This window comes from Prochlorococcus sp. MIT 1323, from assembly GCF_047304905.1.
GTDB classification, from domain to species: Bacteria; Cyanobacteriota; Cyanobacteriia; order PCC-6307; family Cyanobiaceae; genus Prochlorococcus; species Prochlorococcus marinus_D.
The window spans coordinates 801,864-817,693 of sequence record NZ_CP138973.1; the positions used below are offsets into that span (position 1 = coordinate 801,864).

General features: G+C 47.6%; 18 protein-coding genes. 9 read left to right on the forward strand and 9 right to left on the reverse strand.

Going from position 1 to position 15,830, the window contains the following annotated elements:
- Positions 1 to 4: 4 nt before the first annotated feature.
- Together SIB68_RS03810 and SIB68_RS03815 are read left to right on the forward strand one after the other, a co-directional pair.
- Positions 5 to 601 carry a hypothetical protein gene (locus SIB68_RS03810; protein WP_063400643.1) on the forward strand — a complete coding sequence of 199 codons (597 nt, stop codon included), beginning with the start codon at positions 5 to 7 and terminating at the stop codon, positions 599 to 601.
- Between the two features lie 3 nt (positions 602 to 604).
- Positions 605 to 1,249, forward strand: coding sequence for an OmpA family protein (locus tag SIB68_RS03815; RefSeq protein WP_081215530.1), 645 nt, complete (start codon positions 605 to 607; stop codon positions 1,247 to 1,249).
- A 173-nt stretch (positions 1,250 to 1,422) separates the two neighbouring features.
- Here the strand turns inward: SIB68_RS03815 and SIB68_RS03820 are convergent, their stop codons facing one another.
- On the reverse strand, positions 1,423 to 1,806 hold the full coding sequence (locus SIB68_RS03820) for a hypothetical protein (protein ID WP_236069029.1): 384 nt from the start codon (positions 1,804 to 1,806) through the stop codon (positions 1,423 to 1,425).
- Positions 1,807 to 2,025: 219 nt separating this feature from the next.
- Between SIB68_RS03820 and SIB68_RS03825 the strand changes: the two genes are divergently transcribed.
- Complete coding sequence (locus SIB68_RS03825) at positions 2,026 to 2,367, forward strand: TIGR02450 family Trp-rich protein (RefSeq protein ID WP_063400645.1); 342 nt, start codon at positions 2,026 to 2,028, stop codon at positions 2,365 to 2,367.
- Between the two features lie 450 nt (positions 2,368 to 2,817).
- Here SIB68_RS03825 and SIB68_RS03830 read toward each other — a convergent pair whose 3' ends face one another.
- Positions 2,818 to 3,003: a hypothetical protein gene (locus tag SIB68_RS03830; RefSeq protein ID WP_063400647.1), complete on the reverse strand. Its 186-nt coding sequence runs from the start codon at positions 3,001 to 3,003 to the stop codon at positions 2,818 to 2,820.
- Between the two features lie 162 nt (positions 3,004 to 3,165).
- On the opposite strand from SIB68_RS03830, the gene SIB68_RS03835 reads away from it, so the two are divergent.
- Positions 3,166 to 3,339, forward strand: a complete 174-nt coding sequence (locus SIB68_RS03835; protein WP_011825888.1) for a hypothetical protein — start codon at positions 3,166 to 3,168, stop codon at positions 3,337 to 3,339.
- A gap of 694 nt (positions 3,340 to 4,033) precedes the next feature.
- On the forward strand, positions 4,034 to 4,885 hold the full coding sequence (locus SIB68_RS03840; RefSeq protein WP_063400649.1) for a carbohydrate kinase family protein: 852 nt from the start codon (positions 4,034 to 4,036) through the stop codon (positions 4,883 to 4,885).
- Between the two features lie 1,107 nt (positions 4,886 to 5,992).
- On the opposite strand, the gene SIB68_RS03845 is transcribed toward SIB68_RS03840, so the two are convergent.
- The 4 genes from SIB68_RS03845 to SIB68_RS03860 all read right to left on the reverse strand — a co-directional run bounded on the left by SIB68_RS03845 (position 5,993) and on the right by SIB68_RS03860 (position 10,655).
- Positions 5,993 to 8,260 carry a cation:dicarboxylate symporter family transporter gene (locus SIB68_RS03845; protein WP_236069031.1) on the reverse strand — a complete coding sequence of 756 codons (2,268 nt, stop codon included), beginning with the start codon at positions 8,258 to 8,260 and terminating at the stop codon, positions 5,993 to 5,995.
- A 596-nt stretch (positions 8,261 to 8,856) separates the two neighbouring features.
- Entirely contained in the window at positions 8,857 to 9,657 is an 801-nt protein-coding gene (locus SIB68_RS03850) for a prohibitin family protein (protein ID WP_063398253.1), read from the reverse strand.
- A gap of 251 nt (positions 9,658 to 9,908) precedes the next feature.
- Positions 9,909 to 10,358, reverse strand: a complete 450-nt coding sequence (locus tag SIB68_RS03855; protein WP_063400651.1) for a hypothetical protein — start codon at positions 10,356 to 10,358, stop codon at positions 9,909 to 9,911.
- 114 nt (positions 10,359 to 10,472) lie between these two features.
- Entirely contained in the window at positions 10,473 to 10,655 is a 183-nt protein-coding gene (locus SIB68_RS03860; protein ID WP_063400652.1) for a hypothetical protein, read from the reverse strand.
- Positions 10,656 to 10,803: 148 nt separating this feature from the next.
- On the opposite strand from SIB68_RS03860, the gene SIB68_RS03865 reads away from it, so the two are divergent.
- Together SIB68_RS03865 and SIB68_RS03870 are read left to right on the forward strand one after the other, a co-directional pair.
- The gene (locus tag SIB68_RS03865; RefSeq protein ID WP_063400653.1) at positions 10,804 to 11,028 is read left to right on the forward strand and encodes a hypothetical protein; all 225 of its coding nucleotides are present in this window, start codon (positions 10,804 to 10,806) and stop codon (positions 11,026 to 11,028) included.
- Positions 11,029 to 11,657: 629 nt separating this feature from the next.
- Entirely contained in the window at positions 11,658 to 11,852 is a 195-nt protein-coding gene (locus SIB68_RS03870; protein ID WP_369818714.1) for a hypothetical protein, read from the forward strand.
- 92 nt (positions 11,853 to 11,944) lie between these two features.
- Here the strand turns inward: SIB68_RS03870 and SIB68_RS03875 are convergent, their stop codons facing one another.
- Positions 11,945 to 12,223 carry a hypothetical protein gene (locus SIB68_RS03875; RefSeq protein ID WP_236069033.1) on the reverse strand — a complete coding sequence of 93 codons (279 nt, stop codon included), beginning with the start codon at positions 12,221 to 12,223 and terminating at the stop codon, positions 11,945 to 11,947.
- Positions 12,224 to 12,417: 194 nt separating this feature from the next.
- On the opposite strand from SIB68_RS03875, the gene SIB68_RS03880 reads away from it, so the two are divergent.
- Complete coding sequence (locus tag SIB68_RS03880) at positions 12,418 to 14,073, forward strand: GMC oxidoreductase (RefSeq protein ID WP_063400655.1); 1,656 nt, start codon at positions 12,418 to 12,420, stop codon at positions 14,071 to 14,073.
- Here SIB68_RS03880 and SIB68_RS03885 read toward each other — a convergent pair.
- On the reverse strand, positions 14,054 to 14,320 hold the full coding sequence (locus tag SIB68_RS03885; protein WP_011130280.1) for a DUF2811 domain-containing protein: 267 nt from the start codon (positions 14,318 to 14,320) through the stop codon (positions 14,054 to 14,056). The genes SIB68_RS03880 and SIB68_RS03885 overlap by 20 nt on opposite strands.
- Positions 14,321 to 14,428: 108 nt before the next feature.
- Between SIB68_RS03885 and SIB68_RS03890 the strand changes: the two genes are divergently transcribed.
- Positions 14,429 to 14,605, forward strand: a complete 177-nt coding sequence (locus SIB68_RS03890) for a hypothetical protein (protein WP_155724974.1) — start codon at positions 14,429 to 14,431, stop codon at positions 14,603 to 14,605.
- 105 nt (positions 14,606 to 14,710) lie between these two features.
- Here the strand turns inward: SIB68_RS03890 and SIB68_RS03895 are convergent, their stop codons facing one another.
- Positions 14,711 to 15,808, reverse strand: a complete 1,098-nt coding sequence (locus tag SIB68_RS03895) for a sirohydrochlorin chelatase (protein ID WP_063400656.1) — start codon at positions 15,806 to 15,808, stop codon at positions 14,711 to 14,713.
- Positions 15,809 to 15,830 lie beyond the last annotated feature (22 nt).

Below are 15,830 nucleotides of genomic sequence, written 5' to 3' on the forward strand. Positions count from 1 at the left end.
CCTCATGAGCAACCGAAAATCAGCCCCGCTTGCCTTAACTATTTTATCCCTTGCCATGATCCTTTGTAGTGGATGCTTAGGGAGCAATGAGCCTCAGAAATCGGCTAGCGATCAGAGCATTCAGGAGAGAGTGGAGATAGAGGAGGATCAACAACAGGCAAAAGAAGAAAAGAAAAAGATTGCCAGAGAACCGATTCCAAGAAATGAGAAAGTTTTGGCTTTAGAAGAGCATGAAAATGGACTCGACGTAGCCCTTCTTAGCGTCAAGCGTGCAAGCGATAACACATTAAATGTTAAGTGGCGATATATCAATAGAACCGATGATGAGATAACACTATGCAATACATATTGTTATACAGCATCTGGTAGTAGTTGGCTTGCAAATGTCTATATTGTAGATAATGCTAATCAGAAGAAACATCTTGTCGTTAAAGCTGATGGTAATCCCATGACAACTAAAGTCAGGCATCCAACAAAGTTGAGTCCTGGTAACACTTATAAGGTATGGGCTAAATTCCCTGCGCCACCAGTGGAAGTTGAGAATGTATCAGTCTACATCCCTGGGACAGCACCAATAGAGGATGTTCGGATAGAGGGATAATCGATGTCTTTATCAATCGGAAATAAAAGGTTAATTCGTGTTACTGCATTTTCTGGTGCTCTGGCACTCATAATAGGTATTAACCCTATACAGGCTTGGGGGAATTATTACAATCAAACCTTCCCTATATTAGCAACTAGCAAGCTTGATAGCATTACTTATGCTAATAAGCATGAAGTATATAGTCTTTTGCTTAAAGCTCATGACTTAGTTTTTGACATACATGCTATTGAGTATCCTATAAATGATTTGAATATTGTTGTTGAAAAAGAAAAAGAGATCCTGATTGAACTTGCGGCGGATATTCTGTTCGACTTTGACAAATCCAATCTAAAACCTTCTGCGATCAAATCACTTCAGAGTGTCGCAAACCGCATTCGTGAATCTTCCCGGGGGGACGTTCGCATCGAGGGTCATACTGACTCGAAGGGTTCGAATGAATACAATCAAACGCTTTCTGAGAAGCGTGCAATTTCAGTTCGAGATTGGTTTGTCTCTGATGGTGGCCTAAGCAATGTTCAATTCGTCACCAAGGGCTTTGGGGAATTGAAGCCGGTGGTCTCTAACACAACCGAAGAAGGAGCCGATGATCCAATAGGGCGCCAACGCAATCGCCGTGTTGAGATTATCATTAAAACCGGAGACTAATTTCTACTAGCGAGAAATTCCAATCCGATAATCTTTCTTGTTATTTAATTTCTCCTTGCCAAGTTTAGTCACGAATCTGTATTCTGTTCGTTCTAACTACCTAGTTTGTTGATTCGCTGCCTTGCTGTGTTAGCCATCTTTAGAATGTTCTTTCAAAAAGCAGAAATCAAACTCTAATTTGTGCATGGCTCGAAGTTTTCATTCAATGCTGGGCCACCATCTGCGGGCTGGATACAGCTCGATTGTTGAGTCTGTGGCTCTTCTTTCTCAGTTCTATACTGTTGATCTTTGGTTCCATTAGAATTCATTTGCTCACTGATATCAGATAAGAGCATCTGGCCAACCAGCCCTAATTGGCTACCAATAAATAACGAGATGAAGAAGCTGATCAGCAACAAGGGCCAAGGTGCTGATTTGTCGGTCTTGAGTTTGGCCATGTCTAAATTTAGACGCTTAGGGTCTCTAATCAATTGATAGTCGTCATGTTTGACACCACTTAACGCAAACCATTGATTCCCTAGGCTTCCGTTCTCTGCAGAACCCTCGCAGCTAGCCATGGTTTAAAAGAGCGTGATTGCCGCGAGACTACCCAGCTGGGTAGATCATAATCCCACAACAATCCCATGGTTTTATTCAAGATAGCTCTAGGATTGTCATGGTTAAAAAAACAGAGTCTCCTGTCTTTGTTTCGTTACTAAAACTATAGATATTTTCCATCGACTCCGAATCCTTGGTAAAAATGTATTTTCCGATTCTTGCATAGCCTTAGTCTACCTATGAACTGGCCACCCAACAAAGCTTGGACAAGTACAACTTCTCGGCTTGGTTTTCGCCATTTTGTTGCCATCAACTACGGTGGCAAGGGGTCAGATCGATGGGTGAATCTCGTTTCTGTGCTTGATGGCCAAGCACGATTACGTGTGTCTTGGCAGGAAATGAAAGACTCCTCTATGTGGAACAGTGGCTGGAAACAGCTCCCTAAACTTGAAACAAAAACAACTGATGATCAGATAGTTAATCAACAAGTAGATCAAAATATGCAAGAGGCTTGTCTGCATCCTTCTGAAGATTTTGATGATCGGCCGTGGTTTGATCAAGAAAACAATTTAGCTGATTAGATGCCTGACTTTTCTTTTTCTATTGATAGATGATTGAATCAAAGACCATTTACCCCCCCCCTCTCTATTTGCTAACACCTACTTGTTCCTAGATTTGCCTCTTATCCACTCTTAACCGCTTACCACTTAGTTCTTGTATACTTTACAATTAGAGCTTTGCTATTAAATAAAAACCAGCTTAATGGAACCCAGCCGGCTTAAGTGTTATGTCTAGAAATCCCTCGAGCTCTGAGATCGGTAGGATCTGTTTAACTGCCTCCCCGATAGGGATGATTAAACCAGACGCTATCAGCAATGGCATGCAGTCAACTCTCATGCCCTTGCCTATCTTCTGAACGCAAAGTAGTTCTGTAACTCCGTCTGAGTTGTTGCGCTCATAGAGCTTGGCATTGTTGATTTGGGCAAGAGCAGATGGAACGAATCCATGTTTTGCTACAACATTTGTGAGTTTCATAGTCCTAGCCTCTCTTTGATGAATGGGTCGAGATCTTTCTTGAGGAAAGCGGCGTAGGCGAGAGCTAGGTTTAAATCACCTCGCTGCTCTGCATATTCGATTGCATCGAGCACTGCCAACTTGATCGTGTGGATGTTTGTCAGCCCACGCGTTGCTGAAGTTCTCTTGATTGTGTTGTTCATTTACTGATTGCGATGGAGTTGTTTTAATGCCGGAATTTGTCGGCATCCGAATCATCGAACCTTTGCGCTGCAAAGTGCAACCCCTTGTGTGTAGAGATATCCCTATGCTTCACTTTGGATCCCTTATGGCTATTGTGTGTTGGCTGATCCAGCTTCAGGGCAATGCCTGTCAATCTCACCATCACCAGGCGACTGGCTGTCAACCTTCCGCTTTCGCTTGCGGCAGAGGTGGAACGTTTGGCAAGAAATGAGCGTCGTTCTATTGCCTCATGGCTTCGGAACGCTATTGAGGATCAGGTCTTGCTCGAACTCAATCGCGAGCAGCACAGGTCTTGAATGGTCTCAAGCCGTTTTTAATCAAGCTGATCACGTAACGGCCAGACCTTATCCCTATCGTCTCTTCTACAAGGCCCTTCGAGCAGACTGGGTTGCTTACTGATTCAATGAAGGAAACTCTTGTCGATAACGATCATTTGCGTACGGCTTTTTAGCCCTCTTTTGAGAATTTGAATGCAAACTCTCTACATCAGTGAACAGTGCAAATCATCATGCTGTGAGGACCAGGAGAAAGGCCAACCCAGCTCGCATGAAGAACTGGGTTTTGGTTCTGTCGATCATCTGCTTGCCATTCTTAGATTATGCGGCCTTGCTGGAATGATGCAGATCAAGACGTTGCCAGCAACCGCTTTGGAATTTCGGAAGTTGCCAGACTCTCTGGGCTTCCTTTTGTTGACTTCGAATCTGACAGCAATGCTCGCAAAGGCATGGCTCTAGCTCCACCCCAGTTGCCTGTAACAGTGTTGCCATTGTGCTTTGGCAGTTACCCAGGGATAGCAAAGAGGCACGCCATTTGCCAGTCCTCCTTTTTTCTAAGGCCACGAATCAGCCAAGGCTTTTTGCATGCCCTGCAACGATCATGGCCTAAGCGAGCGGCCCAGGCTTGTTAGTAGTCAAATCGATAGCCAACAGCCTCATCGGCCTGACCAAGCCGTTCTGATGCATCCTTTTTCTATTGAGTGAATCAATCACCATGAATCTCTTGGAACCCCAGGATCTGCCAGATCTTCCCAAGCTGAAGTTGGCCGTTGTGGGCCACGTTGAATGGGTGACCTTCCTGTCTACAGATCAATTACCCCAGCCTGGGGTAATCAGCCATGCAGATCATTCTTTTGAAGAGCCCGCTGGCGGTGGAGCTGTCGTCGCGGTGCAATTGGCTCGACTCGTTAAACAACCCGTTCAATTCATTACAGCTCTAGGTCGAGATTCATACGGTGAAAAGAGTTTTCAAAGACTGCAACAGCTTGGCTTAAGCCTGACTGTGGCTTGGCGTGATCAACCCACTCGTCGGGCGATCAGCCTTGTTGATTCTCATGGGGAACGGGCAATTACAGTGTTTGGCGAGCGTTTACAACCCAGAGCAAAAGATGCGCTGGGCTGGGAAGCCCTTGCTGGTTACGACGGTGTTTTTGTGACCGCTGCAGATGCACCTGCACTGCATCATTGTCGTCATGCTGGTGTGATGGCAGCTACTCCTCGCGTGCGTCTGGAGGCACTTGAGCAGGCGAATATTCAGCTTGATGCGCTGATTGGTAGTGGTCTTGATCCAGGCGAACACGTTCCAGATACAGCCCTCTTTCCAACTCCCCGGCTGAGAATTGCAACTGAAGGAGCTTTAGGCGGTCAGCTATGGCCTGGCGGACGCTATCAGGCTGTTTCACTGAAGTCTCCAGTCGTGGATGCTTATGGCTGTGGCGATAGCTTTGCCGCTGGGGTAACTGCAGGTTTGGCTGCTGGTTGGACTGATGAACAGGCCATCAACCTAGGGGCTCACTGCGGTGCAAGCTGTGCAACTCATTTTGGGCCTTACGCCAGTGATGAGTGAGTCTGGGAGTTGGGCGTTGATTCGGCCTTCAGACTTGAAGGCAAGCCTGCCAATAGCTTGTGAGCAGCTTGAAGTGAGGATCAACCTGATTCACTTAGCCAATCGCGATCAGATCTTGATCAGCAAAATTAGAGATAGCGCTCAGCTTGATTCAGAAAGATGACGCTTGGTTTGCAGAGGCAATTGGCCGGGAGGGTGATCAGCCTATAAATCCAAAAGATCACAGCTGATTGATGTCCAATATCTGCGCTGTCCCTGAGCACTTTTTTGCTTGTTAGCAAGACGTCTTGTCGGCTTTGATCAATTGAGCATCTACCCATTCGCCCTTTGCATTGTTCTACCGATAGGTAGCTCAGCTGCTGAATCAGGACTTTCGAAGATCGAGGCAATCCTTGCTACAAGAAGATCAATGCGTTAGAAGCTTGAGTACTACCGAATTGGATGACGATCAATGAGATCCTCTCCACACCCTTACGAGCTGACCATTGTTGTTGGCATTGCCCTATTGCTCGGAGGGCGCTTTTCAGTTTTTACTTTGCGCCCCGTATTTATTAGCGCAATCGCATTGTTGATCACCTTGACTGAATCGCGCTCCCAACGACGGTTAAAGCCTTCCCTCTCATCGTTAACTCCAATCCGTTCAACGCATGTCAATCGGAATGCACAACCTGCACCTATCCCCGAGTGGGGTCCACATGCCCATCAATTGTCCAGCAGTGCACCGACTTCACGGTTGAGGATGTCACCCCATCGCGCTAGGAAAAAACTTCATCCCCTTTCTTCTGGCCTGACCAAGGCTGGAAATCCTGACTAGATCAAAAGAGAGAGGCAGGCTGTCGCAGATGGTTGTATTTAGATTTTGCTTCGCCACAAAAACTATTGGGTCATTGACCTCTAAACAGAACACGCTTTGGTCAAAATGACTGAATCTGATCAGTAGTTTGATTCTTTCTTGTCATTTTTTTTACGGGTATAACATTGATTACTCGTTAAAGTTCTCGCGTATTCTAGTACTATGTTTGACATACATATTTCCAGGATATCGATCTTAAAAGATTAGGCAACTATCAAGTCTTGTCTATTACTCGGCTGATATTGTTGTTGTCATTATTTTTCTTCATCTGCAATTCCTTCAACCCAGTGTTGATAAACTTTATTTTTAGTTCCGTCAAACCCCTGCAGCTTTAGCCAATGATTCCAAACCCTCGAAAGCTCAATCGCATCTTCAGGAACTTGTCTTGCGGTCGGCAGGCTTTTTGTAGGTTTTGGCACGAGTAACGTGAGGCTTGGTTCGAGTACATTCCAAGCAGCACCCTTCTGGGCCGAAATGATGACTGCATCAAGATTATCATTTTTGAGTTCCTTGAGTAGCTCGGCCGTTCCTTTCGATGTATTCAAGATAGCGTGCGGAAGCAATCGTTGCACCCAATTGATACTGTATGGGGAATGAGCTTCGAGGCCAACTCGAAAACCTTTTATAGCCTTGATCTCTTTCCATCTATATTTACTACTGAATCGACTCCCCTTTAACAGCAATCCTATGCCATAGCTTTGATTGGTTGAAGTGTACAACACCTCAGCAGACTCCTGAGGTATAATGATATCACTGGATAGCTTTAGGTCACATAATTCATTCTTCAGTGCCTCTAGTCCATTTGGTCTAACCTTATTTGGATTACCCAAGTGATCGATTTGAATAAAGCTGGCTTTCATGCCCATATCTTCTGCGAATAAGAGCCCAGTTTCTACATCAGCACCAACTAACTCTTGTTTTGCATTGCGATAAGCCATTGGATAATCCTGCTTATGGATGCAGTAACGGATTGCTCCTCTAGCCTGCATTGACGGCCAGATCCCGGCTTCTTCGAGTGGCTTGGGTTGCTTGATTAGCTCTGCTTTCTCTTTGGCCAGAACAAAGCCTTGAGTCTCGATTTGACTGCGGTATGGATTGCTTGGTTGCGGAATTTGATTGAGGATAAACCGACTCACACTGATGAATATTGGTATGATTAGCATTGAGATAGCAACTGGTAAAAGTTTCGATAATCTGTATCGAAATCCCTCAAGGCTGATCCATGTCCCAACAAGTACAAGGCTGATCACACTCATGCATGCGAGCAGCGTGCCAAGACGTGCTACAGCCAACTGATCAAGGGCGATGTAGAGATTCACCATGTCTGTAGGTAGGCCCATCTTGCTCAGCAGGAATGTCATCGCAAGCACGCCTTCAAGGAAGGTGCTTGCCAGACCTGTGATGAGGAAGCTGGGCATTTGTTCGACTGTTAACGGATTGCCTGTAAGCCAACCTGCAAAAGGGACGAAAGCAAGCGACAACACTCGGCCCATATCAGGGAAGACCAGCGCAAGAGGAGTCAGCACCTCAACCGGTAATTCGATCGACTGAGCTAACTTTTTACGGCTTTCACGATCTTCTAAGCCAAGGGAACGTTGTCTTGCCATCCCCTCAATCAAGAGCTGTTTGCCTTGATTGATTAGTAATGGAAGGACCACCAGTAAATTTGCTGTTGAGAACGCAATCAAAAGCGGTGTACGGAAAGACTTGATCAGTTCCCCGGCCTTGATAGGGATGACTGCTTGAACGAGGTAGGGAAGGAAGAGAAATGTAAGGACAACTGCAACTCCGCCCTGCAAAACAATGTAGATGGCGAGTCGAGGGATCTCTGATGGTGAGACTTGAGACGTCGTGCTTGCGAGGATCGCAAACACTCCAAGTGGTGTATACCTTGCGATGTATGCAGAGATCTTCAACAGCGCTGATTGAACCCGATCCAACACCTCGATCAAGCCCTGCCTTTTTGGAACTGAAATCAGAGCGATGCCGAGCGCAATAGAAAACAGCACCACTGCTGGAATTTGTGTGTCTGCAAATGCAGCGAATGGATTGACTGGAATAAACAGTTCGATGAGGTTCATCGGCTTAGCAGCCTCTAAGAGGCTTGGCCGGAAGAACGATGCTTCCCGCCAATCTGGAAAGCCAAGGGGAATCAAAAGCACTGCCCCGAGCACGACCACCCAGAACCCCATCAGCACCATCGCTGCTCGGCCGAGTAGCCGACTTGCTTGAGCAAGTTCAAGGCGTCCCACTCCAGCCACGAGCGAAATGCTCAAAAACGGCACAACTGGCATCTGGAACAGGCGAAGGAAGCCTTCCCCTATTGGTGCAAGCAGGCTCACCAGGGCTACGGGAAGCATCAACCCAGCAATGACCCCTGCCAGCAAACCTTCAAGGATCTGCATCGATAGGCTCTGACGCAGAAAGCGGCTCAGTGGCCAGAGAAGCCATCGCAGTCCGGCAACCATCTCGGCAACTCCATGTCCCGGAGGGCGTTTAACGTCAGAAAAACGATTCCTCACGGTTAGCCATTAAAGGCAAGCACAGAGTTGATGACCTGTCACTCAAGATTAATGATCAGTTGATCAATGAGTAGTGCTTAAAAATCTCAGCGTTTAAATTTATCAACACAGAAATGTCTTTTTGGCAATAGAAGCCTCAATACTTATGTGTTTCTTATAGACCCAATCGTGCTTTTCAGTATTGCCTCAATCGTCTTAATTCGCTATTAAAAGCTAAATACCAGAGGAAGCATGGCTTCACGACTGATCTTCTATGCACAAATTTACGATATGGCTTGCTTCTACTTATCGAGGTCTTAAGTGTCAGCGAACCCACTCATATTCTTCCGCATAATTTGCTGACAAATCCTAATTATTCACCGTGACGATAACTCCTTTCTGATGAGTCTATAATAACTCTTCTTTTTGATTGCCGTGCTATTGCCAAAATCAATTTAACGGCAATAGTGCGTATTGGCATGCGCCCCAACACTGAGATTAAATACTTGGATATTTAATCAGGGCTTTTATTGGCTTTTAACTGGCTTTTTGTCTGGTGGTGATTTTTTATCTTCGGTTCTTACCACAGTTGAGAATTTGGCTGATCTGATTAATGATCAACGTCCCCCTACGATCACAGGCGTCCCGCCTCCTTTTGATCCTGGCAAAGCGGGCACAACCTTCGTGCTGCCGTCCCATTTGTCGAGGAACAGTTTGAAAAGCACCTGGTCATCTAGGGTGCGGTTGAGGGTTTCGTATCGCTGTGCTTCCTGCTCAGCAATTTTAACTTCGGTTTGCGCTCTGAGAAGTTGTTGCTCTGCAATCTGCTTTTGTTCGATAGCGGCTCTGTACTCTTCAGCGATAACAAGGCCAGTGAGATCAAGACCACGAACTTCTACATAGTCAAACTTATCGAGTTCATCAGCGACAGCCCGTTCCACCAGCTCTGAGATGTCGCTCCACTTGCTGGCAATAGTGACTAGTTCGTATTGGGAGAACACTGATTTAAGTGCCTTGAGCAGGGAGGGTTGAATGATGCGTGGATAGATTTCGCGGTCATTGCTGGCGATTGTGCTGTACACACGCCCGGCTTCATTCGGCCGTACTGCATATTTCACCGTGGCAGTTGCCTCAATGACTTGAAGATCCTTTGTTAGGGAGGCGAATTTCTCAGGCCTCACCTGCGTGCGAACATCAAAGGGAGCTACTGCTTGGATGAACGGAATTTTGAGGTTTAGCCCTGGCAGACGAGACCCCCCACTGACTTTGCCCAACGTGGTCACAACTGCAACTTGACCTGCTGGGACGACAAACAAAGCCTGCGTGATCAAGATAAAGCTGGAAAACAAGAGAGCGATCAGAAGTGATGCCGCACCTCCAGGGGTATTGGGAGTGACGTTACGAAAGGGGGTTTCCATGTCTAAATCGCGATTGCTAAAGCCTATGGAGCTTTCCTGCATTTTGTTGATACTGGGCGCTTCGATTGAGGACCTCAACACCATTGAGCTCTTTGGCCCTCAGCCAAGCAGTAGATCTAACGAAACTCTGGAGGACTCCTTTAAATACATCGACCCTGCAGCAGCAGGTGACCGAATGCATTCATCTAAGGATGAGTTTTCCGGAGGATCACCTGCATTGTTATGAACATTTCAATGATGTTCATAACTCATCAATTACTCAATGAGTCTTCTCGCGTAGATATAAAATAGGATGTAAATTCATCCACATCAGTTTGGCGATTTAGCCCAAGAGGGTCACCACATTTATCAACAACCATTGATGTAACAAGGGATGCAATTTTGTTTTCGTCTATACTTTCTAGTTGCTTGTCATTGGAGATGACAGCAGTCCATAACGAGGGATTGAATGAGGGTTTGCGATTTTCAGCAATTGCAATTTTAAGAGCACTTTCTTGCGTAAGGCCCATGGCAACTCCATTGCAAAATTTGCCTGCATAGCCTTGTGCGACTTTGAGCTCTAATGGCGTAGGATCTTCTACATCAACAATATCAGAAGCGAAGACTGCTGTAGGTGAGAATATTGTCAAAACAAGTGCTAGCAAGGCTATTAGAGTCGCTGTTCCCTTCAGCCTGATCATGAAGGTCTTGAGAATTGTCATGGCGATCTATTTGTCTTATTGATGGTGCCACAGCTGCTGGGCTTGGCTCAATGGCACGAGTAGCTTCCAAGGCGATCAGGCAGTACATGAAGCCTGAATCAATCTCAAGTTGATTTAGGTATTTTGATCAAGTTCACAGGCTAGATCGCATTGGGTCAGCGCTGGGTTGGTCAATCGCTCGAGCACTCGTGCCATATCCACCGCAGACAACTCTCCGTTGCTGTTCCACTTGAAGGTGGTTTTGCGTTGGGGAGGGCTTTTGTCGGGTTTTGGTGTTCTGGAATTTTGGGTGCTCATGATGGGCTCCCTGTATCTGGTGATACATGTAAGCCTGAGAAGCACTGCTGAACCTCAATTCTTACCCAACCTTTACTCAGCTTTTCTTTAGATTTGCCTTCTAGGAGCTCCCTCTGCGTGTCTTTGCAGCTGTTTCAGCAGGCTTGGCTTGAGTGCATTGGTTGTCATGGCCTTTGATGACGTTGATGGACGAGGGGGGTTGTTCAGTGCTAGAAGTGGCAGCGATTTTGAAATGGACGTCATGGACGTGGTTATGCCTGCAGTGCTCTTTGCCTCAGCAGTCGGCCCCTCAATCCGTCCCGAGATAGCACTGCTTATCGCTGGAGGACTGTTCCTGCTTGCCACGCAAGTCTTCGTCAAAAAAGAAAGCTGAACCTTCTTTTCATAAGGCGAGCATCTAACTGGGCTCAGCCTGAAATGGCCCTCCATGGTTCATGGAGGGAATTGCCATAACGTCTTCAGAATGCTCATGCTCTCTAGAAATAAATACTGTTTTTTTTGCTGATCTCGCTTCAGCACATCTAAATCATTTGGGTCAGGCTCAAATCATTGCTCCTTTTGATTTCCCTAATTTGGTCTAACCATCAAAGATTTGCTTGACTCGATTTTGTCAGTCTGCATAAATTCTTTTCAACATCAGGGTTACTTCTCCTCTGTCAACAGCTGGGCTGGTGCCTTGGACAATGCGGTCTGACCTCCCCAAGACCTGGCCATTGCAGGAAGGTCGGTATCTCATTGGCAGTCTTTGGTTCTTGAAAATTCTGATAAGGAGAGCAAGCGGCCGTTAGCTGCCTATGGGCAAGTCTTGTCTTTAACCTCTTTGCTGAGTTTGAGTTTTTACTCTGGTGAGGATTTCGCCAGCCATCTCAACCAGGTGAAGCAGGAATTGCTATCTATTGAAAGAAGAGTGGTGAATCAATCATGTGTTTAATCGGCTTGCTTGGACTTCTAGCCCCAAGAGTTGTGCTGATTGCACTTTGGTTCTTTTATCAACCATTTATCATGGGCCCATTTGCTGGCGTTTGGATCTGGCCATTGTTAGGGCTGTTTTTGCTACCAACAACAACCCTTGCTTATTGTTGGGCAATCGCACTGGATGGTGGATTCAGCAGCTTTAGTGGATTGTTGATTCTTGCAATGGGCATTCTGTTTGATATAGGTTTCCTTGGCGGAGGAAGAGGAGTGCTGCGTCGTTAATGCGAATGTACCGCTTGATTGATAAGGAGGTTGGAGAGTACTTTCTCAATCTCCTTGAGGATCTAAGTTTGCCTAGCTCATAGCCGCTCCAATCATGATGATTGATTAGCTCGACGATCGCTGATGATTTTGGCCAGCTCCAGGACGTAACCTGCGACTACAAACTTGCCACGATTGTTTCGACTAGAGTCTGGGTCGCTGCGAATCGTTGCGGTTTCGGCCATTAGGAGATCAAGTTCACCTTGAGAGAGTTCGTACAACTCTGAGAGGTTCACCTCCCGTCGAAGTAAATCTGACTTGAACCAGCGGTCCTGAGATTCTTGTGGAGGGACACCTGGTTCAGTTGAGTGGCTACCTACAATCGGACTCAATGGATTGGAAACATAGACATTTCCATTCAGATTACTTCCCGTCGCAAGTTTTAAGGCGAGCACGAGACTTTCAACTCCCTATTGCAGCAGCACATCCATTCTCCAAGGCATCAAGTCAACGCGCAGGTCTGTGAGATCCAGATGGTATCTATGCACGTGAGGGGCGAAACTGTCTTGATGTTGTCTATGCAAGCGTGATTCAACACCCTTATGAGGTGATCGTGATCGGCTCTGGTGCTACTGGAGGGGTTGCGGCTCTAACCCTTGCAGAAGCTGGCGTACGTGTACTCGTGGTAGAAGCTGGGCCAGATTTGTCTGCTCAAAAAGCCCTGGGCTCAGAACCTGGAAACACCCTTAGACGTTTGGATGGTTTATGTAGCGGCAAGCATCGATCTCAGGCTCAACATCCTGGCTATTGGAAAGCGAATCCGTTGCTCTACGCGAATGAAAAAGAGAATCCCTATACCTATCCTTCTGAACACCCCTTCATCTGGACCCAGGGTCATCAGGTGGGGGGGCGCAGCCTCACTTGGGGTGGAATCACTCTTCGCCTTTCAGATCAGGACTTAAAGGCTTCGCGCAGAGATGGGTATGGGCCTGAATGGCCACTGCAATACAGCGAGTTAGCCCCTCATTACTCCGCCCTAGAAGAGCGCTTGAAGGTTCATGGTCATGTGGATGGGTTGGAACAGTTACCGGATGGCAACTACATCGCCCCATTACCGTTCACAGCTAGCGAACAACAGTTCGCTAGCGCCGTTGATACGGAACTTGGTTATCCAGTCATTCATTCACGAGGGTTCGGACCTCACCAGCCTTCAGTTGATGGACCTTGGCCTCGTTCAAGCAGTCCAGGCAGCACCTTACAGATGGCACTTGCCACAGGCAAGGTAGAGATCCTGAGCAACCACAAGGCTGAGCGGTTGCTGATGCATCCAGATCATGAAGCAGCCCGAGGGGTGCTGGTGATTGATCAGCACAACGGCAACCGACAAGAGCTCCATGGTGAGCTTGTGGTGCTTTGTGCATCGACAATTCAGAGTCTTCGACTCCTGCTGAGTTCCGAAGTGAACCATCACAGCGAGGGGTTTACTGACCCCTCGGGCAACCTTGGTTGCTATTTGATGGACCACGTCTCCACCTGTCGTTTCTTTGCTCTGCCACGTAGCCAAGTGAAGCAGGTGTCTGAGACTGACTCAACAGCGAATGTGCTTTCTGGAGCTGGCAGTTTTTTTCTTCCTTTCGGTGCTTGCTTAGAGCCTAAAAATCAGTTGAAGTTCTTGCGGGGTTATGGACTCTGGGGAGGGATTGATCGCTTTGAACCCCCAGATTGGTTGAAACGTAAACCAGAGACGGCTACAGGTTTCCTGATTGGGCATGGTGAAGTGTTGCCTTCACCTCACAACAAAGTGACGCTTTCAAGCACTTTGGATCGCTGGGGTGTTCCGGTACCACATATCGATTGTCGATGGGGGGAGAACGAGCAGGCCATGGTTGATCACATGCAAGGCACGATCAAGGCAGCGATCCAGTCAGCTGGGGGAACAATGTTGCCGCTCAAGGAGCTGATTAATTTGATGTTTCTCGAACCCCTTCTCGATGGTGCGCTAGCTCTCAGTGAAACGTCTCCACCGCCGGGGTATTACATCCATGAAGTTGGCGGTGCTGCGATGGGAGAAAGTGAAGATTGCAGTGTGGTGGATCGTTGGAACCGTCTTTGGCGATGTCCAAATGTGCTTGTTGTGGATGGAGCGTGTTGGCCAACATCCGCTTGGCAGAGTCCCACTCTGACAATGATGGCGATTACAAGAAGGGCTTGTCTAGAAGCCCTTAGGCCTCGGCGTGGCTAAAAAGGTCATTGAGATACCGCTCAGTAACGGCTCGATCCCCGCAGCCGTTTTGAAACAGGAAATGGGCGATGGCTGAACTCATCACACGGTATTGGTCCCAGTTGGGATGTGACCCGATGAATTCCTTCATGCCTCGATAGAGCACTTCTGGAATTTCTGCTTCAAGGCTCACATAGGTGGAAGTGGCCTCAACTGATTGGCAAGCATCATTGATTTCAACGCAGCGCTCGAGGTGATTTCGATCCATAGAACGCCTTCAGCGAGTTTTTTTCTTGACACCAGGAAGCCACACTCTTGGGCTTAGCGTCAATCGTTGCAAGCACTTAGCAAGCTGTCCCGTGGCAAGGCAAGACTCATGTGCTCACAGGCGTTCAGGCTTCATTGGGCTGAGCAGGGAGCCGAACGTAGTCCAAGGCTTACTGATGTAACGCAGACCAGTAACAAAGCTGTTAAACCACAGGACCACCTCCCCATCAAGAGTGTTGCCCAACAGACCGTGGAAAACCCTCGTAGAACTGTGGAAAGCAGTTGAAGAAAAGCACCCCCTTGGCGAACGATAAGCCTTACTTATCTAAGCCGAGTCGCGTCTATCGCAAGTGAGAAAGCTACTGACAATCCTTGCGTTTCATAAGTGATTTTAGGTTTCAGTTTCGCTTGATTTTCTCAGGCTGACTGGACCAAATGGATGTTCAGCATGGGGATAGGGATAGTGACCATGGCTGTGGTCATGGTCATGGTCATGGTCATGGGCATGGGCATGGGCCTTTTCCTTTAGGGACACTGGTATGCCGTCGGGCTGACAGGCACCGGTGCACTCCTTTTTGCACAGGGTGCAGCTCTCTGTAAGGCCTTCGACGTGATGGTGATGGCTTTCCTGCGCAAGACCAACTTCGTTTTCAAAGCCGAGAAGCTCAGACCTGTATTTACATAGCGAACAGTTCATTGCGGTATCTCCGCCAAGCAAGATCTCGTCAATGCGATCCCGGAAGGTCTCGATGACAAGGGGGTGGTCTCCGAGGTATTTGGCCGCAAGAAACTCAATATTGGGATGATCATCTGCAACCCGCTTTGTGTGCTGTCGAATACGACTCACCAACACCCCTGAGAAGAGGAAGTAAGGAAATACGATGATGCGGCGGAAACCGAGGCGGACTAGGTAACGCAAGCCAGGCTCCACAAGGGGGAAGGTGACGCCGGAATACACGGTTTCCCCCCAACCGAATCCGAAGCCTTCCACCAACATCCTGGTGATTTTGGCCACATTGGAATTGGCATCAGGATCTGAGGAGCCACGACCTACGACCACCAGGAGCGTCTCGCAAAGTGGGACGTCAGGAGCAGATTCAAGCGCCTCTTTCAAGCGGGCGCCGGCCGCACCGATCATTAAGTCGTTAATGCCGAGTTCGCGTCCGTAATCAATGATTAACCCCTTTTCAGCTGCGTAGTTGTTGAGTACGGAGGGGATGTCATTTTTGGCATGGCCTGCGGCAAACAACATCGCAGGGACTGCAAGAACCCTCTTCACGCCTTGTTCAAGTAGCCGGTCAAGACCTTCTCTGAGCACTGGACGGGCAAATTCCAGGTAGCCGTATTCAACGGGAATTGTGGGGAATTTTGGCTTGAGCGCCTTGACTAATTGGGCAAACTCCTCAACGGCTAAGCGATTCCGACTGCCATGCCCACAGATCAGGATGCCGAGATGACCATCTGGATGATCTAAGGATGCAGGATTCACAGTGAGGAGCGACCTAGAAAGA

Excerpts from the sequence above, each read along its gene's own strand:
- SIB68_RS03810 (WP_063400643.1), top strand. The coding sequence starts at position 5 with ATGAGCAACCGAAAATCAGCCCCGCTTGCCTTAACTATTTTATCCCTT.
- SIB68_RS03815 (WP_081215530.1), top strand. The coding sequence starts at position 605 with ATGTCTTTATCAATCGGAAATAAAAGGTTAATTCGTGTTACTGCATTT.
- SIB68_RS03820 (WP_236069029.1), bottom strand. The coding sequence starts at position 1,806 with ATGGCTAGCTGCGAGGGTTCTGCAGAGAACGGAAGCCTAGGGAATCAA.
- SIB68_RS03825 (WP_063400645.1), top strand. The coding sequence starts at position 2,026 with ATGAACTGGCCACCCAACAAAGCTTGGACAAGTACAACTTCTCGGCTT.
- SIB68_RS03830 (WP_063400647.1), bottom strand. The coding sequence starts at position 3,003 with ATGAACAACACAATCAAGAGAACTTCAGCAACGCGTGGGCTGACAAAC.
- SIB68_RS03835 (WP_011825888.1), top strand. The coding sequence starts at position 3,166 with ATGCCTGTCAATCTCACCATCACCAGGCGACTGGCTGTCAACCTTCCG.
- SIB68_RS03840 (WP_063400649.1), top strand. The coding sequence starts at position 4,034 with ATGAATCTCTTGGAACCCCAGGATCTGCCAGATCTTCCCAAGCTGAAG.
- SIB68_RS03850 (WP_063398253.1), bottom strand. The coding sequence starts at position 9,657 with ATGGAAACCCCCTTTCGTAACGTCACTCCCAATACCCCTGGAGGTGCG.
- SIB68_RS03855 (WP_063400651.1), bottom strand. The coding sequence starts at position 10,358 with ATGACAATTCTCAAGACCTTCATGATCAGGCTGAAGGGAACAGCGACT.
- SIB68_RS03860 (WP_063400652.1), bottom strand. The coding sequence starts at position 10,655 with ATGAGCACCCAAAATTCCAGAACACCAAAACCCGACAAAAGCCCTCCC.
- SIB68_RS03870 (WP_369818714.1), top strand. The coding sequence starts at position 11,658 with ATGGGCCCATTTGCTGGCGTTTGGATCTGGCCATTGTTAGGGCTGTTT.
- SIB68_RS03885 (WP_011130280.1), bottom strand. The coding sequence starts at position 14,320 with ATGGATCGAAATCACCTCGAGCGCTGCGTTGAAATCAATGATGCTTGC.
- SIB68_RS03890 (WP_155724974.1), top strand. The coding sequence starts at position 14,429 with ATGTGCTCACAGGCGTTCAGGCTTCATTGGGCTGAGCAGGGAGCCGAA.